Origin of the sequence: Salimicrobium flavidum, from assembly GCF_900156645.1 — a bacterium.
In the GTDB taxonomy this organism is placed as follows: Bacteria; Bacillota; Bacilli; order Bacillales; family Halobacillaceae; genus Salimicrobium; species Salimicrobium flavidum.
The window spans coordinates 270,091-291,734 of the sequence record NZ_FTOC01000001.1 but is presented as its reverse complement, the minus strand read 5'-3'; the positions used below and the strand labels follow the sequence as shown (position 1 = coordinate 291,734).

General features: G+C 42.7%; 17 protein-coding genes. 8 read left to right on the top strand and 9 right to left on the bottom strand.

The window, feature by feature from the left end:
• Window positions 1-14: 14 nt before the first annotated feature.
• On the bottom strand, window positions 15-596 hold the full coding sequence (gene plsY / locus BW944_RS01545) for a glycerol-3-phosphate 1-O-acyltransferase PlsY (protein ID WP_076556573.1): 582 nt from the start codon (window positions 594-596) through the stop codon (window positions 15-17).
• Between the two features lie 181 nt (window positions 597-777).
• Here plsY and BW944_RS01540 point away from each other — a divergent pair, with 181 nt between their 5' ends.
• The 7 genes from BW944_RS01540 to BW944_RS01510 all read left to right on the top strand — a co-directional run bounded on the left by BW944_RS01540 (window position 778) and on the right by BW944_RS01510 (window position 10,690).
• Window positions 778-1,806 (top strand): ABC transporter ATP-binding protein, encoded by a 1,029-nt coding sequence (locus tag BW944_RS01540; protein ID WP_076556572.1) that lies wholly within the window; start codon window positions 778-780, stop codon window positions 1,804-1,806.
• Window positions 1,803-3,329, top strand: a complete 1,527-nt coding sequence (locus tag BW944_RS01535) for an ABC transporter permease/substrate-binding protein (RefSeq protein ID WP_076556571.1) — start codon at window positions 1,803-1,805, stop codon at window positions 3,327-3,329. The genes BW944_RS01540 and BW944_RS01535 overlap by 4 nt, the downstream gene beginning before the upstream one ends.
• Before the next feature lie 11 nt (window positions 3,330-3,340).
• Window positions 3,341-3,754, top strand: a complete 414-nt coding sequence (locus tag BW944_RS01530) for a CoA-binding protein (protein WP_076556570.1) — start codon at window positions 3,341-3,343, stop codon at window positions 3,752-3,754.
• 164 nt (window positions 3,755-3,918) lie between these two features.
• Entirely contained in the window at window positions 3,919-5,877 is a 1,959-nt protein-coding gene (gene parE, locus BW944_RS01525; RefSeq protein WP_076556569.1) for a DNA topoisomerase IV subunit B, read from the top strand.
• Between the two features lie 15 nt (window positions 5,878-5,892).
• Window positions 5,893-8,331: a DNA topoisomerase IV subunit A gene (gene parC / locus BW944_RS01520; RefSeq protein ID WP_076556568.1), complete on the top strand. Its 2,439-nt coding sequence runs from the start codon at window positions 5,893-5,895 to the stop codon at window positions 8,329-8,331.
• A gap of 82 nt (window positions 8,332-8,413) precedes the next feature.
• On the top strand, window positions 8,414-9,562 hold the full coding sequence (locus BW944_RS01515; protein WP_076556567.1) for an NAD-dependent epimerase/dehydratase family protein: 1,149 nt from the start codon (window positions 8,414-8,416) through the stop codon (window positions 9,560-9,562).
• A 12-nt stretch (window positions 9,563-9,574) separates the two neighbouring features.
• Window positions 9,575-10,690 carry a glycosyltransferase family 4 protein gene (locus BW944_RS01510; protein WP_076556566.1) on the top strand — a complete coding sequence of 372 codons (1,116 nt, stop codon included), beginning with the start codon at window positions 9,575-9,577 and terminating at the stop codon, window positions 10,688-10,690.
• A gap of 216 nt (window positions 10,691-10,906) precedes the next feature.
• Here BW944_RS01510 and BW944_RS01505 read toward each other — a convergent pair whose 3' ends face one another.
• The 7 genes from BW944_RS01505 to BW944_RS01475 form a co-directional block, all read right to left on the bottom strand.
• Window positions 10,907-11,752 (bottom strand): CvfB family protein, encoded by an 846-nt coding sequence (locus tag BW944_RS01505; RefSeq protein ID WP_076556565.1) that lies wholly within the window; start codon window positions 11,750-11,752, stop codon window positions 10,907-10,909.
• A 21-nt stretch (window positions 11,753-11,773) separates the two neighbouring features.
• Window positions 11,774-12,775: an LLM class flavin-dependent oxidoreductase gene (locus BW944_RS01500; RefSeq protein ID WP_076556564.1), complete on the bottom strand. Its 1,002-nt coding sequence runs from the start codon at window positions 12,773-12,775 to the stop codon at window positions 11,774-11,776.
• A gap of 19 nt (window positions 12,776-12,794) precedes the next feature.
• Window positions 12,795-13,175, bottom strand: coding sequence for a PadR family transcriptional regulator (locus tag BW944_RS01495; RefSeq protein WP_076556563.1), 381 nt, complete (start codon window positions 13,173-13,175; stop codon window positions 12,795-12,797).
• 124 nt (window positions 13,176-13,299) lie between these two features.
• On the bottom strand, window positions 13,300-14,292 hold the full coding sequence (locus tag BW944_RS01490) for a zinc-binding dehydrogenase (RefSeq protein WP_076556562.1): 993 nt from the start codon (window positions 14,290-14,292) through the stop codon (window positions 13,300-13,302).
• A 107-nt stretch (window positions 14,293-14,399) separates the two neighbouring features.
• Window positions 14,400-15,170 carry a 3D domain-containing protein gene (locus BW944_RS01485; protein WP_076556561.1) on the bottom strand — a complete coding sequence of 257 codons (771 nt, stop codon included), beginning with the start codon at window positions 15,168-15,170 and terminating at the stop codon, window positions 14,400-14,402.
• 131 nt (window positions 15,171-15,301) lie between these two features.
• The gene (locus BW944_RS01480) at window positions 15,302-16,915 is read right to left on the bottom strand and encodes an ABC-F family ATP-binding cassette domain-containing protein (RefSeq protein ID WP_076556560.1); all 1,614 of its coding nucleotides are present in this window, start codon (window positions 16,913-16,915) and stop codon (window positions 15,302-15,304) included.
• A 79-nt stretch (window positions 16,916-16,994) separates the two neighbouring features.
• Window positions 16,995-17,201 (bottom strand): cold-shock protein, encoded by a 207-nt coding sequence (locus BW944_RS01475; RefSeq protein WP_076556559.1) that lies wholly within the window; start codon window positions 17,199-17,201, stop codon window positions 16,995-16,997.
• Between the two features lie 168 nt (window positions 17,202-17,369).
• Between BW944_RS01475 and BW944_RS01470 the strand changes: the two genes are divergently transcribed.
• On the top strand, window positions 17,370-18,092 hold the full coding sequence (locus BW944_RS01470; RefSeq protein WP_076556558.1) for a SurA N-terminal domain-containing protein: 723 nt from the start codon (window positions 17,370-17,372) through the stop codon (window positions 18,090-18,092).
• 27 nt (window positions 18,093-18,119) lie between these two features.
• On the opposite strand, the gene BW944_RS01465 is transcribed toward BW944_RS01470, so the two are convergent.
• Complete coding sequence (locus BW944_RS01465; protein ID WP_076556557.1) at window positions 18,120-21,638, bottom strand: dynamin family protein; 3,519 nt, start codon at window positions 21,636-21,638, stop codon at window positions 18,120-18,122.
• Window positions 21,639-21,644 lie beyond the last annotated feature (6 nt).

The following is a 21,644-nucleotide window of genomic DNA, read 5'->3' as shown; positions in this document are numbered from 1 at the left end:
TCAAGTATAAGGTATTACATCCAGGTGATTTTCGGTTCTTCTTTATTTTTGATCCGGACTATATTGGTACGATGCCGATAGATCACAAAGACCGTAAGTATTCCTGTGACGAGAGTAAGCAAATATTCCTGCTGGATGATCGTAACCCCCACGATAACCACGCCAGTCACCATCGAAGAGAGGGAGACGTATTTGCTTAGGTACAGGGCAATGAAGAAAGTGAGAAGCATGATCGCAAACAGGAGCGGATTCACACCAAGAATGATCCCTCCTGAAGTCGCCACGGCTTTTCCGCCTTTGAATCTGGCGAAGACAGGGTACATATGTCCGATGACCGCAAATATACCGATAATGATTCCGTTCAGTTCTGTACCGAGCCATAAGGGGAGGGCAGCGGCTACACTACCTTTCAGGATATCAGCGATTGTTACGAAAAGACCAGGCTTGAAGCCAAGTACCCGAAAAGCGTTGGTGCCACCGAGGTTACCACTGCCATGTTCTCTTATATCTATATTGTAGACAAGTTTTCCTACGAGTAAGCCTGATGGAATGGAACCTAATATATATGCGATAATAGCAAATAGTAAAAATTCCACTGATCTTCCTCCAATCATAAAAAGATAACTTCATTTTATCATGTGTCTCTGAAGAAAAGAATGGGCAAATATAGTAGTTTTATACTTAATAGTAACTCCAACCATTATATAAAAAACGTTTATTAACCCATAATTCGGGAATTAACTAAACAATCTCTCTTAAACAGAAAGAAGGTATCCCATGATCAGATTTGAAAATGTCGGAAAAACATTCCCTGATGGTACCAAGGCCATAAGCGGTTTTGATTTAGAGGTGGACCAGGGGGAATTCATTACGTTAATCGGGCCGAGCGGTTGCGGTAAAACCACTACAATGAAGATGATCAATCGACTCATTGTACCAACCGAAGGTAACATATACATAAATGACAAAAGGGTGAAAGACTATGCAATACACGAATTAAGATGGAATATAGGATATGTATTACAGCAGATTGCTTTGTTTCCTCATATGACAGTTGAAGAGAATATAGCAATCGTACCTGAGATGAAAAAATGGAAAAAACAAACGATATCTACCCGAATCAATGAATTGATGAACATGGTCGGCCTCAATGCTGACACTTACCGTAAAAGAAAACCTTCAGAACTCTCCGGGGGCCAACAGCAGAGGGTCGGCGTGGTTCGGGCCTTAGCAGCTGATCCTGATATCATTCTGATGGATGAGCCCTTCAGTGCGCTCGACCCAATCAGTAGGGAACAATTGCAAAAAGACATCCAGGCATTGCAGCAGGAAATTAAAAAAACCATTGTTTTTGTTACCCATGATATAGATGAAGCTCTTGCTCTTGGCGACAGAGTATGTCTTATGAAGGACGGAGAGATTGTCCAGCTCGGCACCCCGCAGGAGTTGATCCTTAATCCTGCTAATGATTTTGTGAAAGATTTCATCGGTGATCGGAAAAGCCCGTGGCAAACAGCGGTTGATGTCGTAATGACAAATGGATCCGAAACCGCTTCCGGATTAACGTTTGTTATCGATGAGAACAAACGTTTCACCTATGCAGAAAAGAACGGGGAGCGAATAGACCTCCCGGTGTTAGCAAATAGCAACACGATAAAGGAAGCTACCGAACGACTGGAATTCAGTAATGCAGAAGCATTGCCCATTGTAAAAAATGAGCAGTTTCTCGGTTTCATCACTTATGAAAACATCGTTCAATATTTGAAAGAATCAGCTGAACGCAAGGGAGGTGTCGTTCAACAATGAATGAATTTATCGATGTGTTTCAGCAGAGACAGGACGAATTCTGGGTAAAAATTTGGGAACATTTGCAGATTTCTCTCATCTCCCTTGTAATCGCAGTCATCATTGCGGTACCCTTGGGACTTATTTTGACAAGATACAAAAGAACCGCTGAGCCGATAATTCAGATGACTGCTGTGCTTCAGACAATTCCGAGTCTGGCGGTTTTGGCTTTTCTCATACCTTTCTTCGGTATTGGACAGACTCCCGCAATCATAGCTCTGATTGCTTATGGCCTTCTCCCTATTTTGAGAAATACATACACGGGAATCAGTGAAGTGGATAATTCTCTGATCGAAGCTGCTACAGGAATGGGGATGAATTCGATAAAACGTCTTTCCAAGGTAGAGTTGCCGCTGGCGATGCCTGTCATTATGGCAGGGATACGTACCTCCATGGTACTGATTGTAGGTACGACTACCATCGCTGCACTAATAGGAGCCGGCGGCCTCGGTGATTTGATTCTACTAGGCCTTGATCGTGGAGGCGACATCAATCTAATTTTGTTGGGGGCTATACCTGCAGCGCTGCTGGCTATTATTCTGGATATCGTATTACGATTGTTTGAAAAGACTTCTGCGAAGACGGGCCTCCGCTCTATGGTGACTTTGCTCATCATTGCAGTGTTGGTTGCTGTAGCTCCTCTGGTATTCAGCAGGGAAGAACAGAATGACCTCGTGATAGGCGCCAAGCTGAATGCTGAACCGACGATTCTGATTAATATGTATGAACTTCTGATTGAGGAACAGACGGATCTTGAAGTTGGTCTTGAACCTAATCTCGGCAAGACTGACCTGGTGTTCAGCGCGCTTCAGGAAGGCAGTATCGATATTTATCCTGAATTCACCGGTACTGCTCTAGTGTCTCTTTTGAATCGTCAGCCGGATAGTTACGAAGCTGAAGAGGTGTACCAGCAGGCAAAAGAGGGCATGGCCGAAGAATTCGACATGGCCTATCTTGAGCCGATGGAATACAATAATACGTATGCAGTAGCAACGACCGAGGAATTTGCGAATGAACACAATTTGGAAACCATTGGTGATTTGGCCCCGATCGATGATCAGGTCACTGCAGGTTTTACGTTAGAATTCAATGATCGGGAAGATGGATACCAGGGGATGAAAGAACTGTACAACCTGGAATTCGGTGAAGTCAGAACGATGGATCCCGGCTTGCGTCAGGGAGCCATTGAAAGTGGAGAAGTGGATATCATCGATGCTTATGCCACAGACAGCTATATGGTCGAGCTTAATCTGAAAGTACTAGAAGACCCTGAAAACCTTTTCCCTCCTTATCAGGGCGCACCTCTTATGAGACAGGAGACACTTGAAGAATACCCTGAACTCGCAGATGTCCTCAATCAGCTTGGCGGGAAGATTACAGCTGACCAAATGAGGGAAATGAATTACCAAGTGGATGTTGAGGATAGAGCCCCGGCCGATGTTGCCAGGGACTTTCTCACAGAACAAGGGCTACTCGAAGAATAGGAGGTTTATTCATGACTTTTACGAATCCGGATTCTCATGTAATCGCCGATATTTTGAAATCTTCGAAGACAATTGCAGTTGTCGGTTTATCCGATCAGCCTCATCGAACTTCTTATCAAGTGAGCGAAGCTATGCAGAAAGCTGGTTTTAAAATCATCCCGGTCAATCCGAATATCAAAGAGTCCTTAGGAGAGAAGGCGGTAAATTCTCTCAGTGATATTCAAGAAAATGTGGATATCATCAACGTATTCAGACGATCGGAATTTTTACCTGATGTAGCGAAAGAGGCGAAACAGAAACACGCCAAAGCATTCTGGGCTCAACAGGGCGTCTATCATCCGAAAGCTTATGAGGAATTGAAAGACACCAGCCAGATAATAATTATGGATAAATGCATCAAAGTAGCCCATTCCATGTTAGTTTAACCCCCTTTTTATCGGGGGGTTTTTCTTTTTTATTAACAAATAACTTTTTTTATAAGAAAAAAAAAGCTACAATGATACGAGCGAAGAGGTTTACGTTTACAAACCCGAACATTAGTTCTAATATAGAGATAGATAGAATGGACGGCAGAAAGGGGAACACGGAAATGACATCTGATCAGAGCGCATACAATGACAGTTCCATCCAGGTATTAGAAGGACTGGAGGCTGTAAGAAAGAGACCTGGAATGTATATAGGTTCCACCGATCATCGGGGCCTTCACCATCTTGTATTTGAAATCGTCGATAACTCTGTTGATGAGGCCTTAGCCGGGCATGGCTCCACCATCACCGTGACAGTGAAAAAGGATAACAGTATTTCAATCAGTGATAACGGAAGAGGAATGCCGACCGGGACACATCAGACGGGGAAACCTACTCCTGAAGTGATTATGACAGTCCTTCACGCAGGAGGAAAATTCGGCCAGGGAGGTTATCAGACCAGCGGCGGACTTCACGGCGTGGGGGCCAGTGTTGTGAATGCGCTCTCAGAGTGGCTCGTCGTTGATATTTACCGGGAAGGCACGCATTACAGACAACGCTTTGAAAATGGTGGTCTCCCGGTCACCACCCTGGAGCAAAAAGGGAACACACGAAAATCCGGGACGACGATAACGTTCAAGCCGGATACTTCTATCTTTTCAACGATTAACTTTCATACGGAAACACTCATGGAAAGGTTAAGGGAAGCCGCTTTCCTTTTGAAGGGCCTGGAGATCAAACTTATCGATGAAAGAGAAGGATCCCCGTTTGAAGAAACCTTTTATTATGAAGACGGAATAGAATCTTTTGTGGCATATTTGAATGAAGAGAAAGAAGCGCTTCATCCCGTCGTTTCATTCGAAGGAAAACACGCATCCATTGAAGTGGATACGGCTTTTCAGTTCAACGATGGGTATACAGAGAACATTCTATCTTTCGTCAACAATGTGCGTACCAAAGATGGGGGGACGCACGAATCGGGAGCAAAAACGGCAATCACCCGTGTGTTCAATGAATATGCAAAGAGAACACAGTTGCTTAAAGAAAAAGATAAGAATCTTGAAGGCAATGACATACGTGAAGGATTCACTTCGATAATATCCGTGCGTATTCCGGAGGGACTGCTTCAGTTCGAAGGCCAGACGAAAAGTAAACTCGGAACGCCCGAGGCTCGTTCAGCGATTGATAATGTCGTATCAGAACGACTCGCCTACTTTCTTGAAGAAAATCCTGAAACAGCCACTATGCTTATCAAAAAAGCGATCAAGGCAAAAGAAGCTCGTGAAGCTGCGAGAAAAGCGAGAGAGGATGCAAGAAGTGGGAAGAAAAGGAAGAAGAAAGATGCTCTTCTAAGTGGAAAACTCACGCCTGCACAATCCCGCAATCCAAAAAGAAACGAGCTATATCTCGTCGAGGGTGACTCCGCTGGGGGATCAGCGAAACAAGGACGAGACCGCCGCTTTCAGGCCGTGCTTCCTTTGCGGGGAAAGGTCATAAATACAGAAAAAGCGAAGATCGATGATATATTCAAAAACGAAGAAATTTCGACGATTGTTCACACAATCGGAGCAGGGGTCGGAAACGACTTCGAACTCGAGGACTGTAATTATGATAAAGTAATCATTATGACAGACGCAGATACTGATGGAGCCCATATCCAGGTACTGCTACTTACGTTCTTCTATCGCTACATGAAGCCCCTGATTGAAGCTGGAAAAGTATTTATCGCTTTGCCGCCTTTATACAAAATTTCCAAAGGAAAAGGAAAGAATGCGAAAGAAGAGTATGCGTGGGACGAAGAAGGGCTTGAAGGTGTATTGGAGAAATTCAAAAACGGATATACGATCCAGAGATATAAAGGACTCGGCGAAATGAACGCCGATCAACTATGGGAGACCACTATGGACCCGGACTCCCGTACACTGATCCGTGTTACGATTGACGACATCGCCACTGTTGAGAAACGTGTCACAACATTGATGGGTGATAAGGTCGCACCGCGGAGAAAATGGATCGAATCCCACGTGGCATTCGGTCTTGATGATGGAGAAAATATTCTGGAAAATGAAAAATTGCACGACTAACAGGAGGAAGTTTTCATGTCCGAAACAGAAAGGCTATTAGACCTGCCCCTCGAAGAAGTACTTGGAGACAGGTTTGGACGATACAGCAAATACATCATACAGGAACGTGCTCTTCCGGACGTCAGAGACGGTCTGAAGCCCGTTCAGCGAAGAATCCTGTACGCAATGCAGCAGGAAAAAAATACGGCTGACAAACCATATAGGAAATCCGCAAAAACGGTAGGTACAGTGATCGGTAATTATCATCCTCATGGGGATTCCTCTGTCTATGAAGCTATGGTTCGATTGAGTCAGACGTGGAAGGTGAGATATCCGCTTGTCGAGATGCACGGAAACAACGGGAGTATAGACGGTGATCCACCCGCAGCGATGCGTTATACCGAGGCGCGTCTTTCCGGTATTTCCACTGAGCTGCTGAGGGATATTCAGAAAAACACGGTAGAGCATATCCCTAACTTTGATGATACGATCGAAGAACCCACAGTACTGCCGTCTCGATTTCCGAACTTATTAGTTAATGGTTCGACAGGGATTTCGGCGGGTTACGCCACAGACATCCCTCCTCATCGCCTTGAAGAAGTGATCGATGCAGTCATTATGAGAATCGATTCCCCCAATTCCTCTGTAGATAAGCTTATGACTAAACTTCCGGGTCCTGATTTCCCGACCGGAGGGATCATACAGGGGAAAGAAGGGCTCAAAGAAGCCTATGAAAATGGAAAAGGGAAAGTGGTCGTCCGTGGTAAAACCGAAATCGAAGAAATCAAAGGTGGCAAAGAACAAATCGTCATTGATGAGATTCCGTACGATGTGAATAAATCCACGCTTGTAAAAAGGATGGACGAACTTAAAATCGACAGGAAAGTAGAAGGGATTGCAGAAGTCCGTGATGAAACGGATCGCACGGGGCTGAGAATCGTAGTTGAACTTAAAAAAGAAGCCAATAGTGAGGGGATTCTTCACTATCTGTATAAGAACACGGATCTCCAAGTGTCGTATAATTTCAATATGGTCGCGATTTCGGAACGTACTCCGAAACAGATGTCCCTGCCGATGATCCTTGATTCCTATATAGCCCACCAGAAAGAAATAGTTACTAATCAGTCAAAACACGATTTGGAAAAAGCGAAAAACAGAGCTCATATCGTACAAGGTCTTATCAAAGCTATTTCCATTCTCGATGATGTCATCAGTACCATCCGTTCCTCCAATGACAAAGGTGACGCAAAAGAAAGGATAAAAGACAATTATTCTTTTTCTGAATCTCAGGCGGAAGCTATCGTCAACCTCCAGTTGTACAGGTTAACGAATACTGACATCACCTCATTGGAAGAAGAAGCCGATACTCTTGAAGCTACTATAAAAGAATTGGAAACACTGCTGTCGGATGAAAATGTATTATTAAAAGAGATCAAGAATGATTTACGTGCTATTAAAAGGAAATATAAAGATGAAAGACGGACAGTCATTGAAGAAAAGGTACAGGAACTGAAAGTTGACCTCGAAGTTACTGTAGCCAGTGAAGATATACTCACTTCAGTGACGAAGGACGGATATGTCAAACGGACGAGCCTTCGTTCCTACGGTGCGTCCCAGGAAGATGACCTGCCCTTGAAAGAGGGAGATTACTTGCTTCGTTTAATGGAGCTGAACACAACCGACACGTTGCTTCTTTTCACTAATAAAGGGAAATATCTTTATATTCCCGTTCATAAATTGCCTGACATCAAATGGAAAGAATTGGGGCAACACGTAGCCAATCTTGTACCTATCGAAGTCGGAGAAAAAATTGTTGAAGCGATTCCTGTGCGAAGTTTTGAATCAGAGGATTATTTGCTCTTTGTTACGAAAAATGGCATGGTCAAACGCTCCTCATTAAAAGAATATCAGGCTCAACGTCATTCTAAACCTTTAGTAGCTATTAAAACGAAAGAGCATGACGAGGTTATTTCTGTGTCTCTCACTGATGGAACGAAAGATGTCATATTAGCCTCGAATAAAGGATATTGTCTCAGGTTTGAAGAAGCTGAAGTGAATACGGTAGGTCCTAAAGCAGCCGGGGTCAAAGGTATACAATTACGAGAAGGGGAGTCTCTCGTCTCGGGTGAAGTGTTCGATCCGGATGCCTCAAATATGATTTTTGTCGTCTCCCAGAGGGGAGCAGTTAAACGTATGGACATGCGGGAACTCGATAAAGGAACCCGAGCTACCAGAGGAGTAGTCGTTTTCCGGGAACTCAAAAAGAACCCACACCATCTTGTCCAGCTGCTCGTAGTGAAGAAAAATTCCTTAGTACGTATAGTGACTGCCACGGATTCTCTGGAAGTCGAACCAAGCCAATACCGTGCCAAAGACCGCTACAACAACGGAACTTTCGTTATTGATACCGAACAAAACGGGAAAGTTGCAGGGGCGTGGCGAAAAGTGGATTATGAAAAGCCCTTAGACAAATAAACTTCTTATGTAAAAATAATAGCGCTTTTAATGGAGATAATGTTATTCTATGTATGTATGTTGATTTAGGAGGGAAAGAAAAATGAAAATTATTGTTGCCGGAGGGGATGGCTTCTGCGGTTGGCCGACAGCTTTATACTTGTCAAAGCAAGGTCACGACGTAGCAATCCTCGATAATTTAGTGCGCCGAAAAATTGATGATGAATTACATTCCAATTCAGTAACACCAATCGCTTCTTTGGAAGATCGTGTGAACAAATGGAAAGAAATAACCGGGAAAGAGATCAAAACATTCGTTGGGGATCTGAATCATTACGATTTCCTTGCTCAGGTATTCGAGCAATTTGAACCGGATGCTTTCGTACACTTTGCTGAACAGCGCTCTGCGCCTTATTCTATGATTGATCGTGAGCATGCCGTTTATACACAAACAAACAATGTCATGGGGAATTTGAACGTCCTGTATGCCATCAAGGAATTTGCTCCAGAGTGCCACCTGATCAAACTTGGTACTATGGGAGAGTATGGCACACCAAACATTGATATTGAAGAAGGGTATATCGAAATAGAGCACAAAGGAAGAAAAGATACAGTCCCATACCCTAAACAACCAGGGTCTTTCTATCATCTTTCCAAAGTTCACGATAGCCACAATATTCAGTTTGCATGTAAAATTTGGGGCATCCGTGCAACGGATCTGAACCAGGGAGTGGTGTATGGTTTACATACAGAAGAAACTAAGTTGGATCCGGCTCTCAATAACCGACTTGATTATGATGGAGTCTATGGTACTGCATTGAACCGTTTTATCAGTCAGGCAGCTATCGATCATAATCTGACCGTGTATGGGTCCGGAAATCAGACAAGAGCATTTCTCAACATTGAAGATACAGTGAGATGTGTAGAAATCGCTGCAGATAATCCAGCCGACAACGGTGAATTCCGCGTGTTCAACCAGTTCACGGAGTGGTTCTCTGTGCAAGAACTTGCTGATAAAGTTCAAAAAGTGGCAAAAGAAGAAGGAATCGATATTTCTGTCGACCATTTGGAGAATCCGAGAGTGGAAAAAGAAGAACACTACTATAACGCCATCAATACCAAACTACGTGATCTTGGTCTGGAACCTCACTTGCTTACGGACGAAGTAATCAGAGATATACTTAAGACGGTCATTGAACACAAAGAACGTGTTATCAAGGACAATGTTCTACCGTCGATCTCCTGGAAGTAAGAGGGGAATCTCATGAAAATAGTCATTGTAACGGAAACTTTTTTGCCTTCTACAGACGGGGTCGTCACTCGTCTGAAGGAGGCTATTACCCATATACACAAGCAAGGTCATGAGGTAGTGATCATCGCACCGGATTTGGGCGTCAAAGAATTTGATGGAGCTATAGTAGAAGGGGTGAAACCTACAAAATTACCGGTTTACTCATCAAAGTATTTCTCCCTTCCTCAAAGAAGGGTGAAATCTCTGCTTGAAAAGCACAATCCTGATATCGTTCATGTCGTCAACCCTGCATTTGTAGGCGTTTCTGGTGTCTACTATGCGAATAAATTGGGCTTACCACTCGTTGCTTCTTATCATACTCACGTTCCTAAATATTTGGATTACTATAATTTACATCTGTTCAAGCCATTATGCTGGGCATACTTTAGAAAATTGCACAGCTATGCTCATTTGAATATTTGTACATCACAATCCATTTTGAAGGAATTGCAGCAAAAACGTTTCCATAATCTTGAAGTATGGAAACGCGGAGTAGCTATCGAGCATTTCCATCCTAAGCATGAGAATCAGGAGATGAGACAGCGTCTGACCAATGGCAATACAGGGGATAAATTACTTGTATTCGTCGGACGTCTTGCTCCTGAAAAAGAGATTCACAAGATCAAACCATTATTGAAAGAAAGAAATGATATTTCTCTTGCTATTATCGGTGATGGGCCAATTAGACAGCAGTTAGAAAAAGAATTCGAAGGCACAAAAACGATTTTCACCGGGAATTTACACGGAGAAGAGCTCGCAGAAGCATTTGCAAGTGGAGATGCCATGATTTTTCCATCTATTACGGAAACTTTGGGGCTCGTCATACTAGAAGCAATGGCCTCAGGATTACCGGTTATTGCAGCGCAAAGTGGACCTACGAAAGAACAGGTAGTCGATGGGAAAACGGGCATACTTTTTGAAAATGAAAATACACAAAGTATGATCGATGCAGTAGAAAAACTCGAAGACCCGGAATTATTAGAAACATTAAGTGAAAACGCGAGAAAAGAAGCAGAGAATTTCAGTTGGGAAAAGCCATCTGAACAAATTTTGGAGATTTACAAAAAAACCATTGCTATAGCTAAATAAAAGCAACTCCCGTTACATATGTATCAGGGAGTTGCTAATTTCTTTATCTGTCTCACTATCAAAAGTAAACTTGGTAAATGAGACGAGAAATGTATTTTACTTATTACTTCCTATAATATATATTATGTAAACTAGAATAAAATAAAATATATTTAGATTGCACCCTATTCTTATAGAAAGAAATCAGCAGTAATTGTAATCACTGCTGATTTCTCGTTAAGAATGCTTTATAACGGTACGTTCTTTTTCCTGGATTACTTTATCTTCTTTCATCAATTTGCCCATGGCTCGTTTAAAAGCTGCTTTGCTGATACCGAATGTCTCTCGTATAGCTTCAGGGCTGCTTTTGTCTGTCAGAGGCATAACACCGTCATTATCCTCCAAATACTCATAGATTACTTCGGCGTCTTCTTTTTGACTGATTGACTTTACAGGTCTCAGCGATAAATTCAATGTTCCGTCTTCTTTTACAGCTATTACGCGTGCCGTAAGATTTTGACCCATACGGGGCTCTTCTGTACGTTCATGCGGATGAATGAATCCTCGATACCCTTCTTCTGTTAATACAGCAGACCCTGCCTTTGTAGCTTTGTATACGCGTACTGTAACTTCTTTTCCGAGCATTTCTTCCGGGGCCTTGTCCAATTCGCTGATTACTTCATTCTCTGATATAGGTTCAGCTTCAAGTCTCCCTTTCTTATCCACTTCCAAAGAAACGAATAAAGAATCGCCCTCTTTTGGCCAGACAGATTTCAATAAGGGTAGATCGTCTTTTGAGACGAGGATGTCTTTACCTTTTACGCCAATGTTGACGAATGCTCCAATATGAGGAAGGATACTGGCTACTTCCGCCCATCCATAAGAATACCTCGTTGCTTGTGGCAAGCTATCACTAGCCACTTTATCTCCTTGTTTATTCAGATAGATGAACACCTGTATCTGCTCGCCTTCGACATATTCTTCTGAAGAGCTTTCCAAAGACAGAAGCGTTCCATTAACTTCCACTTTCGAATCTTTCATTACTTTACCGTTTTGAATCGTTCCAATATAGTCTAAGTTCATAAATGATCCTTCCAGGCTGAATTATGCAAGATTATCTACAGCCATTTTAATATTTTTGTATGAAGCTTTTTTCTTTTTGAAATCATAAATGTTCGTAATCAAAAGAAATTCCTCTACTGAATAGATATCTGCCAGCTTTTGAAGTTCCTTTGCTACCTCGTCAGGTGTTCCGATAATGCATCGTTCTCTATTTTTAGATATTTTACCTTTTTCTTCTTCAGTTAAATCTTCATATGATAATTCCTCAGGGGGATGAATCCTCGTGTCCAACCCTTTTTCTACTTGCAGTAACCACATATCCTGACTTTTCGCCAGGAACTCTGCTTCTTCTTCAGTCTCAGCACAGACAGCAAACACACACATGTTCACTTCAGGGCGCTCCAGTGAGTACGACGGTTGAAAGTTGTTTCGGTATACTTCTATAGCTGTACCGGCGTCCCTCGGGTCAATGAAATAACCATAAGTGAAGCCGGTCCCATTCAATGCAGCATGTTTAGCCCCTCTTTCAGAAAGACCGAGAACCCAGACATCAGGGTTAGAAGATGTATCAGGTTTCGCTTTTACTCCATAGTAGTCATGCCCTTTAGGTATGCTGTCATGTAAGAATTGCTGGAGTTCTTTCACTTGTCTTTGAAAAGAACTCAGGGATTTATTCATGCCATCTGTTAAAGCTGTTCTCGTTTTATTTCCACCTCCAGGGGACCTTCCTAACCCAAGGTCCACTCTACCGGGATGAAAAGCTTCCAGCATCCGGAACGTTTCCGCCACCTTCAACGGGCTGTACTGCGGAAGTAAGACTCCTCCGGATCCGACTTTCAGTTTTTCGGTGTAATTCAAAACTGTACTTACAGCTATTTCAGGTGCTGAGCTGGCAAGACCATTTGTATTATGATGTTCTGCGAACCAATAACGAGTAAATCCCAATGATTCGGTTAATTGAGCCAGTTCTATGGAATGATTCAATGCCTCTTCGGCTGATTCACCTATCGATACGGGCGATTGATCGAGCACACTCAGTTTCATATCAGTTCAACTCCCGATGTCACTTGTAGATATCATTCATTATCTTATTCAAAATCTGCTGTTGCTCTTCGAAAAGTATCTTATATCTTTTTTTCAGAACCTCAAATTCTTCTCTGCCGTCATCGGTCAGATAATACCAGTATACTTTTTGACGTTTTTTATCGTGAGACTTATAGTCTTCTTTCCTGGCTAATAGTCCTTCTTCAGTCATCTCATGCAGTGTATCAAGTAATGTAGAAGGTGCAGGTATCCAATTCTTCGTTAATTTTTTGAATTCTTTTTTGAAATGTTCACTGATCATCGGTTGACTTACTTGAAGTAAATGCATAATATAAAATTTCGTGAATTGAGCAGCACTCATATTAAGAGCGAACTTTTTCGGATTATTTTTATGACTCATAAAACTCCCCTCCTCCCTTTATTTTACCTTAGAGACGAGGGGAATTAAATAAATAAGAACATTTGTTCATTTATTGTTTTATTTAAATTTATATTTCGGAGTTACTACTAAGTATGAAGAAAGATTAGAATTCGATTCCTACCTTCCCAAGATTCTTTGATTCTTTGATATATGAAAATGCAGATTGACAGTCAGCGGCAGCAAAGATCTTATCGACTACGGGGTGAATGTCATATTTTTCAATGAAATGAAGCATCTCTTTCCATTCTTCTGCACTCCCCATGGTCGACCCCAGTAGATTGTACTGACCATAAAAAAAGCTTCGAATATCCATCTCGAACGTATCCTCCGTAGTAGCACCGAACGCTACAATAGTTCCTCCTCTTCGCACTGCATCGATGGACTTTTGAAATGTCTGTCTCCCTATGCTTTCTACTACTACATCAATTTTTTCATCCGAGAGCACTTCGTTCCAGTCATCATACGTGTTCACTGCTCTGTCGGCGCCAAGTGCCAATGCTTCTTTTTTCTTGTCTTCGGAACGGGATGTCACAATCACTCTCGCTCCAGCCGCTTTGGCGAATTTAAGTGCGAATGTCAATACCCCACTTCCGATTCCGGGAAGCAGTATTGTATCCGATTCTTTGATTTGAGCACGAGTGAATAAAACCCTGAAAGCTGTGATAGCTGCCAGTGATAGGACCCCGGATTCTTCAAGTGTGAGATGAGATGGTTTTTTCATCACATTTTTTGCAGGGACGACGATATACTCCGCAAAAGTACCATCTTCCGGAAAGCCTACAATCTGATACCCTTCTGGAGGAGCATCACTGTTTTCATCCCAACCGGTACCGGGATACACAACGACTTCTTCTCCTTTTGTAACATTTGTCACTTGCTCTCCGGTTTCTTCTATGATCCCGGAAGCGTCGGATCCGGGTATGAACGGGCCGGAATCTGGGTCGTGTTTATTCTCTATTACAGAAACATCCCTTCTGTTCAACCCGCCGACTTTCACTTTAAGTAATACGTCTTCGTCCCCAGGAGACGGAGGTGTCACGCTTTTATATGTAAGACCCTCTATACCTGCTACGTGTTCATGTACAATCGCTTTCATTGATAAAACTCCTTTCCGTAGTAAATCTAATACTAGCTTACCAATAATTCACGCAAAATAAAATAAGAGTCTATCCAAATTTGGATAGACTCTCAAATAATTTATTATTAGTCCAGTACTTTAACAGTTACTGACTGACGTCCGAAATCAAGTGCATCTCCTCTGTTAGGCATGAAGACATCGATACGGTTACCGTTGATGGCACCACCAGTGTCACCAGCGATAGCTGTTCCATATCCTTCTACCCATACCTTGGAACCGAGTGGGATTACATCAGGGTCAACCGCAATTACTTTCTGGTTAGGGTTAGCTCTTAGGTCCTGACCAGTTGCAGTTACACCACTGCACCCAGTGCAATAAGCTGTATAAGCTGTAGCTTCAGCCGTGAATTGCTGTGCTACTTCCTGGCTACTGCTTTGAGTAGACTCGGAACTGCTGCTTTGGCTCGCACTGCTGGAAGCATTGCTGGAAGCAACATTTGTTGCAGCTCCGCTTCCTACAGCAAGCTGATCTCCTGGATGGATCAAGTTACTGGAAAGATTGTTCCAGCTTTTCACCTGAGATACGCTTGCTCCGTGAGCGGAAGCGATTCTATAAAGAGTGTCTCCGGATTTGACAGTATAAACATTCGTTTCAGATTCAACTGCTGTGTTATTTCCAGAAGCTTGACCATCCACGGATAGGGATTGGCCTGGGTAAATGATGTTTGAATTAAGTCCGTTTGCTGATTTCAACTGACTTACGGAAACATTATACTGCTTGGAAATACCCCAAAGCGTGTCCCCTTTGTTTACGTTATAATCTTCCGCACTTACCGTTGTTGCGAATGCACCTGTAAGTGCTGCCGTTGTTGCTAGTGTAACGATCTGTTTTTTCATTACTGATTCCTCCTTGCTAGTTATCTCATCTGCACAATACCCATCATAACAGGTGTACAGAATAATTCTAGAACAAGGAGCTAACAGTTAGATTGCAATTCTAACATTCGTGTTTCACTGAGATTACAAAGCTAGATTTTTTGCGCTTCCGCCTGTGCTTTTGCATCATCAAGGTATTCATCGTATCTCATTTCTTTATCTACCATACCATTAGGCGTTATCTCTATTATACGATTAGCCACTGTCTGAATGAACTCATGGTCATGAGAAGCGAAAATGACGGATCCCTTGAAGCTGGCCACTCCTTTGTTTAAGGAAGTGATAGATTCAAGATCAAGGTGGTTCGTCGGTTGGTCAAGAATGAGAACGTTCGCTCCAGAGAGCATCATTTTCGATAGCATGCAACGGACACGTTCCCCACCTGATAATACATTAGGACTTTTCAATGCTTCCTCACCGGAAAATAACATACGCCCTAAAAAGCTCCGCAAGAATGTTTCCGTCTCATCTTCAGGAGAATACTGGCGCAACCAGTCCACTAACGTTTTTTCATTTCCTTCAAAATACTTTTGGTTGTCTTTCGGGAAATAACTTTGTGAGGTAGTTACTCCCCATTTATAAGTCCCTTCATCAGGTTCCATTTCGCCTGCGAGAATTTCAAGCAGTGCTGTTTTTGATAATTCATGGGAACCGACAAGTGCAACTTTATCATCTTTATTCAACGTGAAACTCACATTGTCCAATACTTTCTGGCCGTCTATAGTCTTGGAGAGATTCTTTACTGTCAAAAGATCGTTTCCGATTTCCCTTTCAGCCTGGAATGCAATATAAGGATATTTCCTGGAAGAAGGTTGGATGTCATCAAGCGTTATTTTATCAAGCATCTTCTTCCTTGATGTCGCCTGTTTTGACTTCGAAGCGTTCGCACTGAACCTGGCGACGAATTCCTTCAATTGACTGACCTTCTCTTCTTTCTTCTTATTCTGGTCTTCTGCCATTTTTCTTGCAAGTTGGCTGGATTCATACCAGAAATCATAGTTACCTACATAGAGCTGGATTTTCTGAAAGTCCAAATCAGCTATATGGGTACAAACATTGTTAAGGAAGTGACGGTCATGAGACACGACGATTACTGTGTTCTCAAACTGAATCAGGAATTCTTCCAACCAGCGAATAGCATGAATGTCCAAGTGGTTGGTAGGCTCATCGAGAAGAAGAACGTCAGGATTACCGAATAGAGCCTGAGCCAGTAGAACTTTCACCTTATCAGTTGCAGGGAGTTCACTCATTTTTTTATCGTGCTGGGCGTCATCGACTCCCAAACCTGTCAACAATCGCGCTGCTTCCGATTCCGCTTCCCAACCGTTCATTTCAGCAAATTCACCTTCTAGTTCTGCTGCACGCATGCCGTCTTCTTCAGTGAATTCTCCTTTTGCGTAAATAGCGTTCTTCTCGGCCATCACTTCATAAAGACGTTCATATCCCATAATGACAGTTTCGAGCACATTGTATTCATCATAAGCGAAGTGATCCTGTTTCAAAACCGCAAGACGTTGTCCTTTTCCAAGAGCCACATCGCCGGTCTGTGCTTCCGTCTCTCCGCTTAAAATATTCAAAAACGTAGATTTTCCTGAACCATTAGCTCCGATCAGACCGTAGCAATGGCCTTCCGTAAATTTAATATTTACATCCTCAAACAATTTTCTATCTCCGTAACGTAGACTTACGTTTTGTACTTGTAGCATAGTAAAGGTCCTCCATTCCAAAATTCTTATTCATTATATCAGGAAATAACAAAATAAAAAACGCGGGTGTCCGCGCTCTTTACTGATTATAATATAAACTTTTATTTTCAACCACTTGAACAACTTTTGTTGCCCGCTTCATTTCACTCTGACAGACGGGGCATGTATGAACTTGTTTATCTTTAAAGTTATCCCTCATCCAGCAATTGCAATCATCTGCTGTACATTCCCATACAGACGTTTCTTCTTCGGGTGCTTTCTCTTGATTCTGTCTACCAAATGCCATAACTCTTCACCTCTTATTCTAGAGAATAAACAATTGTCTTAATTTTACTACTTTTTATTGTAAAAGTCAAAATTGTATGGCACAAATGTGTAAATCCTACTGGACGTTTTACACCACTATACCTGTGTGCTACACTCCAATTAACGCTTTACGGAAAGGAGCTTTTTCATGAAAAAAGTAATAATGATCGCATTGTTTTTAACAGCAACTCTTCTCGCAGCATGTTCCTCCGGAGATGACGGAGAAAGCAGTAGCGGAGGAGATTCAGGAAATAGTGAAAGTTCAGGAGGAAGTGGCGGTGAAGCCGCGGCAGTCGTAAACGGAGAGGAAATCTCCCAGGAACAGTTCAAATCGAACGTAGAAAGTGTCAAACAGCAATACAAACAGTTCGGCATGGACCCTTCCAAACAGGAAGACCAAATCCAACAGACAGCAATCGATCAACTGATCGGCACAGAACTTGTTATTCAGAAAGCAGAAAAGGCTGACATTGAAGTTACTGAAGAAGAAGTCAACAAGCAGTTTGAACAGATGAAATCAAAGTATACTGAACAGGATCAATGGGATCAATTCCTTGAACAACAGGATATGACAGAAAAAGAAGTGAAACAGGAACTTAAAACGAGCGCAAGAGTCCAAAAATACGTCGATAACAACGTAGAGGTTCCGGAAGTAACGGATGAAGAAGCTAAAAAACAATATGATAAAATGAAAGAACAACAGGAAAGCGCTGAGCAGCAGGAAGGCTCACAACAACAGCAAGAACTAGGTTCCTTTGAAGAAATGAAAGGTCAGATCAAACAACAGCTGTCCTCTCAAAAACAAAGCGAAGCAGTCAACAAACACATTGAAGCGCTTCGTGAAGATGCAGATATCACTGTTAATGTATAAATAAAACCCCCGACTAGCGGGGGTTTTTTATATGAGATCTTTTAATGTCTCCTCCAGGTTACGTAATTCCTCTAAACTGAATTCTTCTCCTCCGCTCTGCTTCAGATTATCGTAATACTTGATAAGTTTCTCTTCGTAACTCTCCAACATCTCTTTGAGCAATCGCTCATGCTCCCTGTTGTAATATGTTTCAAATCTCTCTTCAACAGGGGCGAGTGCCTCTGTAAAAACATCCGGTAACTTTTCAGCAAATTCATCTTTCAGTTTCTCTTTTTTATTAGCTTCAAAGAGTAATTTTGTACTGCTATATTCCTGCAACCCCAAATCAAGATCACTTACACTCTCCGTAAACTTCACCGTAAATGCAGGGGTATCTATCGCGATGGCCGCTTCGTTCTCCCCGAAAGGTTTCGCATCAGTGATTTGCTTCACCTGCTCGATTACTTTAGTTGCCCGTTCATTGACTACTTGAGCGATGAAGCTTTCCATACGGAGCGTTAAGGCTCTGATTTCATCCACGAGTTCATTTTCATATCTTTTCAGCAAGCGATCACAAGCCTTATGGAGTTGTTCTTTCACTTCCAGTTTATTGCCCTGGATCGTACCTGGATTGACTTCTTCTTTAAAGAAATCCGTCAGTTGAAGTAGCTGTCTTTCCTGAAGGTAGTGGAACTGTTTATTTATCTTCTGAGTGATCAACGTAGGATCCACCCGCTCCTTCTCTTCCTGTAGAACGTGATGAATCGACTCTTCTTCCTCCGACCACTTTTCAAACCGTTCCTTCTTCTCTTTTTCGTCGGACATAGCATACTCAATCAGTTGATCCGTAACCTGAAGCGTCTCATTCAAGTCATAGTCGATCGACTGGAATACCATAGACTGAAGGTCTTCATGGATAAACCTTTCAAAGTCACGTTCAAATGAAGGGAAATTGCTTTTTTCCCGTTCTTCATTTTTCGCATGAAGACTGGATACTGCGTGAAGTCTGGGGTGACGTACGCCGTAATACGTCAGCTGGGACGTAATGTAAGACTGGACTTCCCGCAGGTCTCCCTCATTCTGAGCCAAGTCACTCGCATTAATGATGAAAAACATCTTATCTACAGCGAAACTATCCTTGACCCTGCCAAGTTGTCTCAGAAATCCGGCATCAGCTTTCGTGAATGCATGATTGAAGTACGTTAAGAATAAAATAGCATCGGCTTCTTTGATATAGTCGAAGGATACGTCGGTATGACGATCGTTCACAGAATCTGCGCCAGGTGTATCGACAAATGTAATACCTTCTCTCGTATATGCGGAATCTACATAGAAATCTATCGCTTTCACAAATACAGAATGGGACTCCTCACTTACATAAGTGGCAAACTCCTCGACGGAGACATCCATGTGACTGCCTAAGGAATTTTCGAACTGTCGGTAACCGGCCTGGAAAGCCTGCACCATCGTGCTTTTTCTCGTTTCGAGAAGAGTCGTATCGAATTCCTTTATTTCTTCTAAAGACGTTACATCCAGAAAGTCGAACGACCGGATCAGTTCCTCTTCTGTCAGAAAATAAACGGTAGCAGTCTCATTCGGATGACCTTCCTCCGGAGCCATGACTCTATTAATCGAAGCGGTGGTCGGATTAGGAGACGTAGGCAGGTAGTCTTTGCCCAACAATGCATTGATAAAGGATGATTTCCCTGCACTGAAAGCACCGAAAAGAGCGACGGTGAAGGTCTGATTCTCTATCCGCTCCATTTTCTCGCTGATAGATCGATGATAAGGCTTCAGAAATTCATAGTCGGATAGAACGGAAAGAGCTTTTTCAGCCCTGTGCTGGATATCAGCGCGAGCACCCTGGTATTCACTTGCTTCCTCCTCTGATTCCTCCATCTGTTCGAGGCGCTGGTCAGTATCCAGCTCAAGCGCTGAGGAAAAATCTTCTTTCTTTCTGGACTGTAACGCTTCCTCGGCCAGCTGTGCATCCATCTCCTCCTTCCCGTCGTAAACCTCGTAGAGGGCTTTAAGCTTTTCCTCCCATTTCCGAGTCTGAAGCTCGACCATTTCTTCCAGGTCCCGCTTCTTTTTCAGCTCTTCCTCTTTATCGTCGCTGAGGGAAAGCTCCCGCTTCTTTTGCTCCTCAAGCTGAGTTTTCATCTGTTTGTATAAACGTTCGGTCTCCTGCTGGTATACCTTCAAAATTTCTTTGCTCAAGTCTTCCATGTATCTCAGCACATACTCTCCGGTAACTCCTGCCCCGCTTGCGATCACATCTTCTAATAGCTGTTTATCGATGGTCGCTTGAAAATTATGGATCTCCTGATCGAGCTTCTCGTTCGTCAGGGAATGGGTCTCACTCAATTCCCTGAGTCGATCCCTAAGAGGCCATTCCAGGTTCTTTTCGAGCGTCTTCTGTAAATTACGGTAAAACGCTTCCGTACGATTTTCCCGTTCTTCCCGTGTTCGATCTTTCGAAAACAATAAGCCTTTTTTGAAATTCGGCTGCATCGACTCCAGAAAAGAAGCAGCATCATCTCTGAGCACGGCAGGAGTGATATAAGCATTCTTCAAAAAGCCGCGTACTCGTTTATTATATTGCTCCTTTAACGATGTGAGTTTTTCGTCGTACGTCTGTTCAATGTCCTGCATTCGGGATTCCGCTTCTTCTAACGTGTCCGTGTTATATGCTTGCAACTCTGATTTGTAGTCATATAATTCGTGTTTTTCAGCTAACGCCTCTTCACACTCTTCGAGAACAAAAGAAAGGTGGTTCTGCATCTCCCGTTCCTCTATCTTTTGCTGAACATGATGATATAATTCGCCATTTTCATCATAAGAAGAACGGTAATCCGAATGCATGGATGTATAAAAGATTCTGTCCGGCTGTAGATTGTATCCATTCAGCCATTTTTCAATAGAGGAGGAGAATACAGTAAAAGGTACTTCCTCCTCTTGATGCTTATCCATCTGATTAATTACGAGAGTAAACGGAATCCCTTTTTTCTCAAGCTCTGTCAGAAAACTGCTGTTCACTTCCGACTGGACATGGTTATAGTCCACCACGTAATATAGATGATCCAACACATGAAGGGACCCCTCCGTAATGGTGCGGTCCATGTCCTCGGTAGAATCGACGCCCGGCGTATCTACGAACACTACGTCTTCAGGGAACTCTACATCAGACTTATAAATCGATAACGAAGCGATCTGACTGTTATCTTTACACATCTCTTTCAGTCGTTCCATATCCCGTGAGGACTCTTTGGCTATGGGGTGCTTCTCATGATTGTAGGCGACTGCTTTTTCCTCCCCCTTCCTGAGGTTCACGATATTCGCACTCGTCGGTATCGGACTCGAAGGAAGAACATCTGTTCCGGAAAGATAATTGATCAACGAAGATTTCCCGGCAGAAAAATGCCCCGCAAACCCGATCATATAAGTATCTGACTTTTCTTTTTCATATATATCAAGAACTTTTTCAGCCTGCTCCGTCAAACCTTCCTTTATCAGAAAAGCGTATAATTGTTTCGTCGTATGCAAAGTTGATGGTGCGATCGTCATAAAATA

Excerpts from the sequence above, each read along its gene's own strand:
- BW944_RS01510 (WP_076556566.1), top strand. The coding sequence starts at position 9,575 with ATGAAAATAGTCATTGTAACGGAAACTTTTTTGCCTTCTACAGACGGG.
- BW944_RS01480 (WP_076556560.1), bottom strand. The coding sequence starts at position 16,915 with ATGCTACAAGTACAAAACGTAAGTCTACGTTACGGAGATAGAAAATTG.
- BW944_RS01505 (WP_076556565.1), bottom strand. The coding sequence starts at position 11,752 with ATGAACTTAGACTATATTGGAACGATTCAAAACGGTAAAGTAATGAAA.
- BW944_RS01500 (WP_076556564.1), bottom strand. The coding sequence starts at position 12,775 with ATGAAACTGAGTGTGCTCGATCAATCGCCCGTATCGATAGGTGAATCA.
- BW944_RS01535 (WP_076556571.1), top strand. The coding sequence starts at position 1,803 with ATGAATGAATTTATCGATGTGTTTCAGCAGAGACAGGACGAATTCTGG.
- BW944_RS01485 (WP_076556561.1), bottom strand. The coding sequence starts at position 15,170 with ATGAAAAAACAGATCGTTACACTAGCAACAACGGCAGCACTTACAGGT.
- BW944_RS01475 (WP_076556559.1), bottom strand. The coding sequence starts at position 17,201 with ATGGCATTTGGTAGACAGAATCAAGAGAAAGCACCCGAAGAAGAAACG.
- BW944_RS01495 (WP_076556563.1), bottom strand. The coding sequence starts at position 13,175 with ATGAGTCATAAAAATAATCCGAAAAAGTTCGCTCTTAATATGAGTGCT.
- BW944_RS01515 (WP_076556567.1), top strand. The coding sequence starts at position 8,414 with ATGAAAATTATTGTTGCCGGAGGGGATGGCTTCTGCGGTTGGCCGACA.
- BW944_RS01490 (WP_076556562.1), bottom strand. The coding sequence starts at position 14,292 with ATGAAAGCGATTGTACATGAACACGTAGCAGGTATAGAGGGTCTTACA.
- BW944_RS01530 (WP_076556570.1), top strand. The coding sequence starts at position 3,341 with ATGACTTTTACGAATCCGGATTCTCATGTAATCGCCGATATTTTGAAA.
- BW944_RS01470 (WP_076556558.1), top strand. The coding sequence starts at position 17,370 with ATGAAAAAAGTAATAATGATCGCATTGTTTTTAACAGCAACTCTTCTC.
- parE (WP_076556569.1), top strand. The coding sequence starts at position 3,919 with ATGACATCTGATCAGAGCGCATACAATGACAGTTCCATCCAGGTATTA.
- BW944_RS01540 (WP_076556572.1), top strand. The coding sequence starts at position 778 with ATGATCAGATTTGAAAATGTCGGAAAAACATTCCCTGATGGTACCAAG.
- BW944_RS01465 (WP_076556557.1), bottom strand. The coding sequence starts at position 21,638 with ATGACGATCGCACCATCAACTTTGCATACGACGAAACAATTATACGCT.
- parC (WP_076556568.1), top strand. The coding sequence starts at position 5,893 with ATGTCCGAAACAGAAAGGCTATTAGACCTGCCCCTCGAAGAAGTACTT.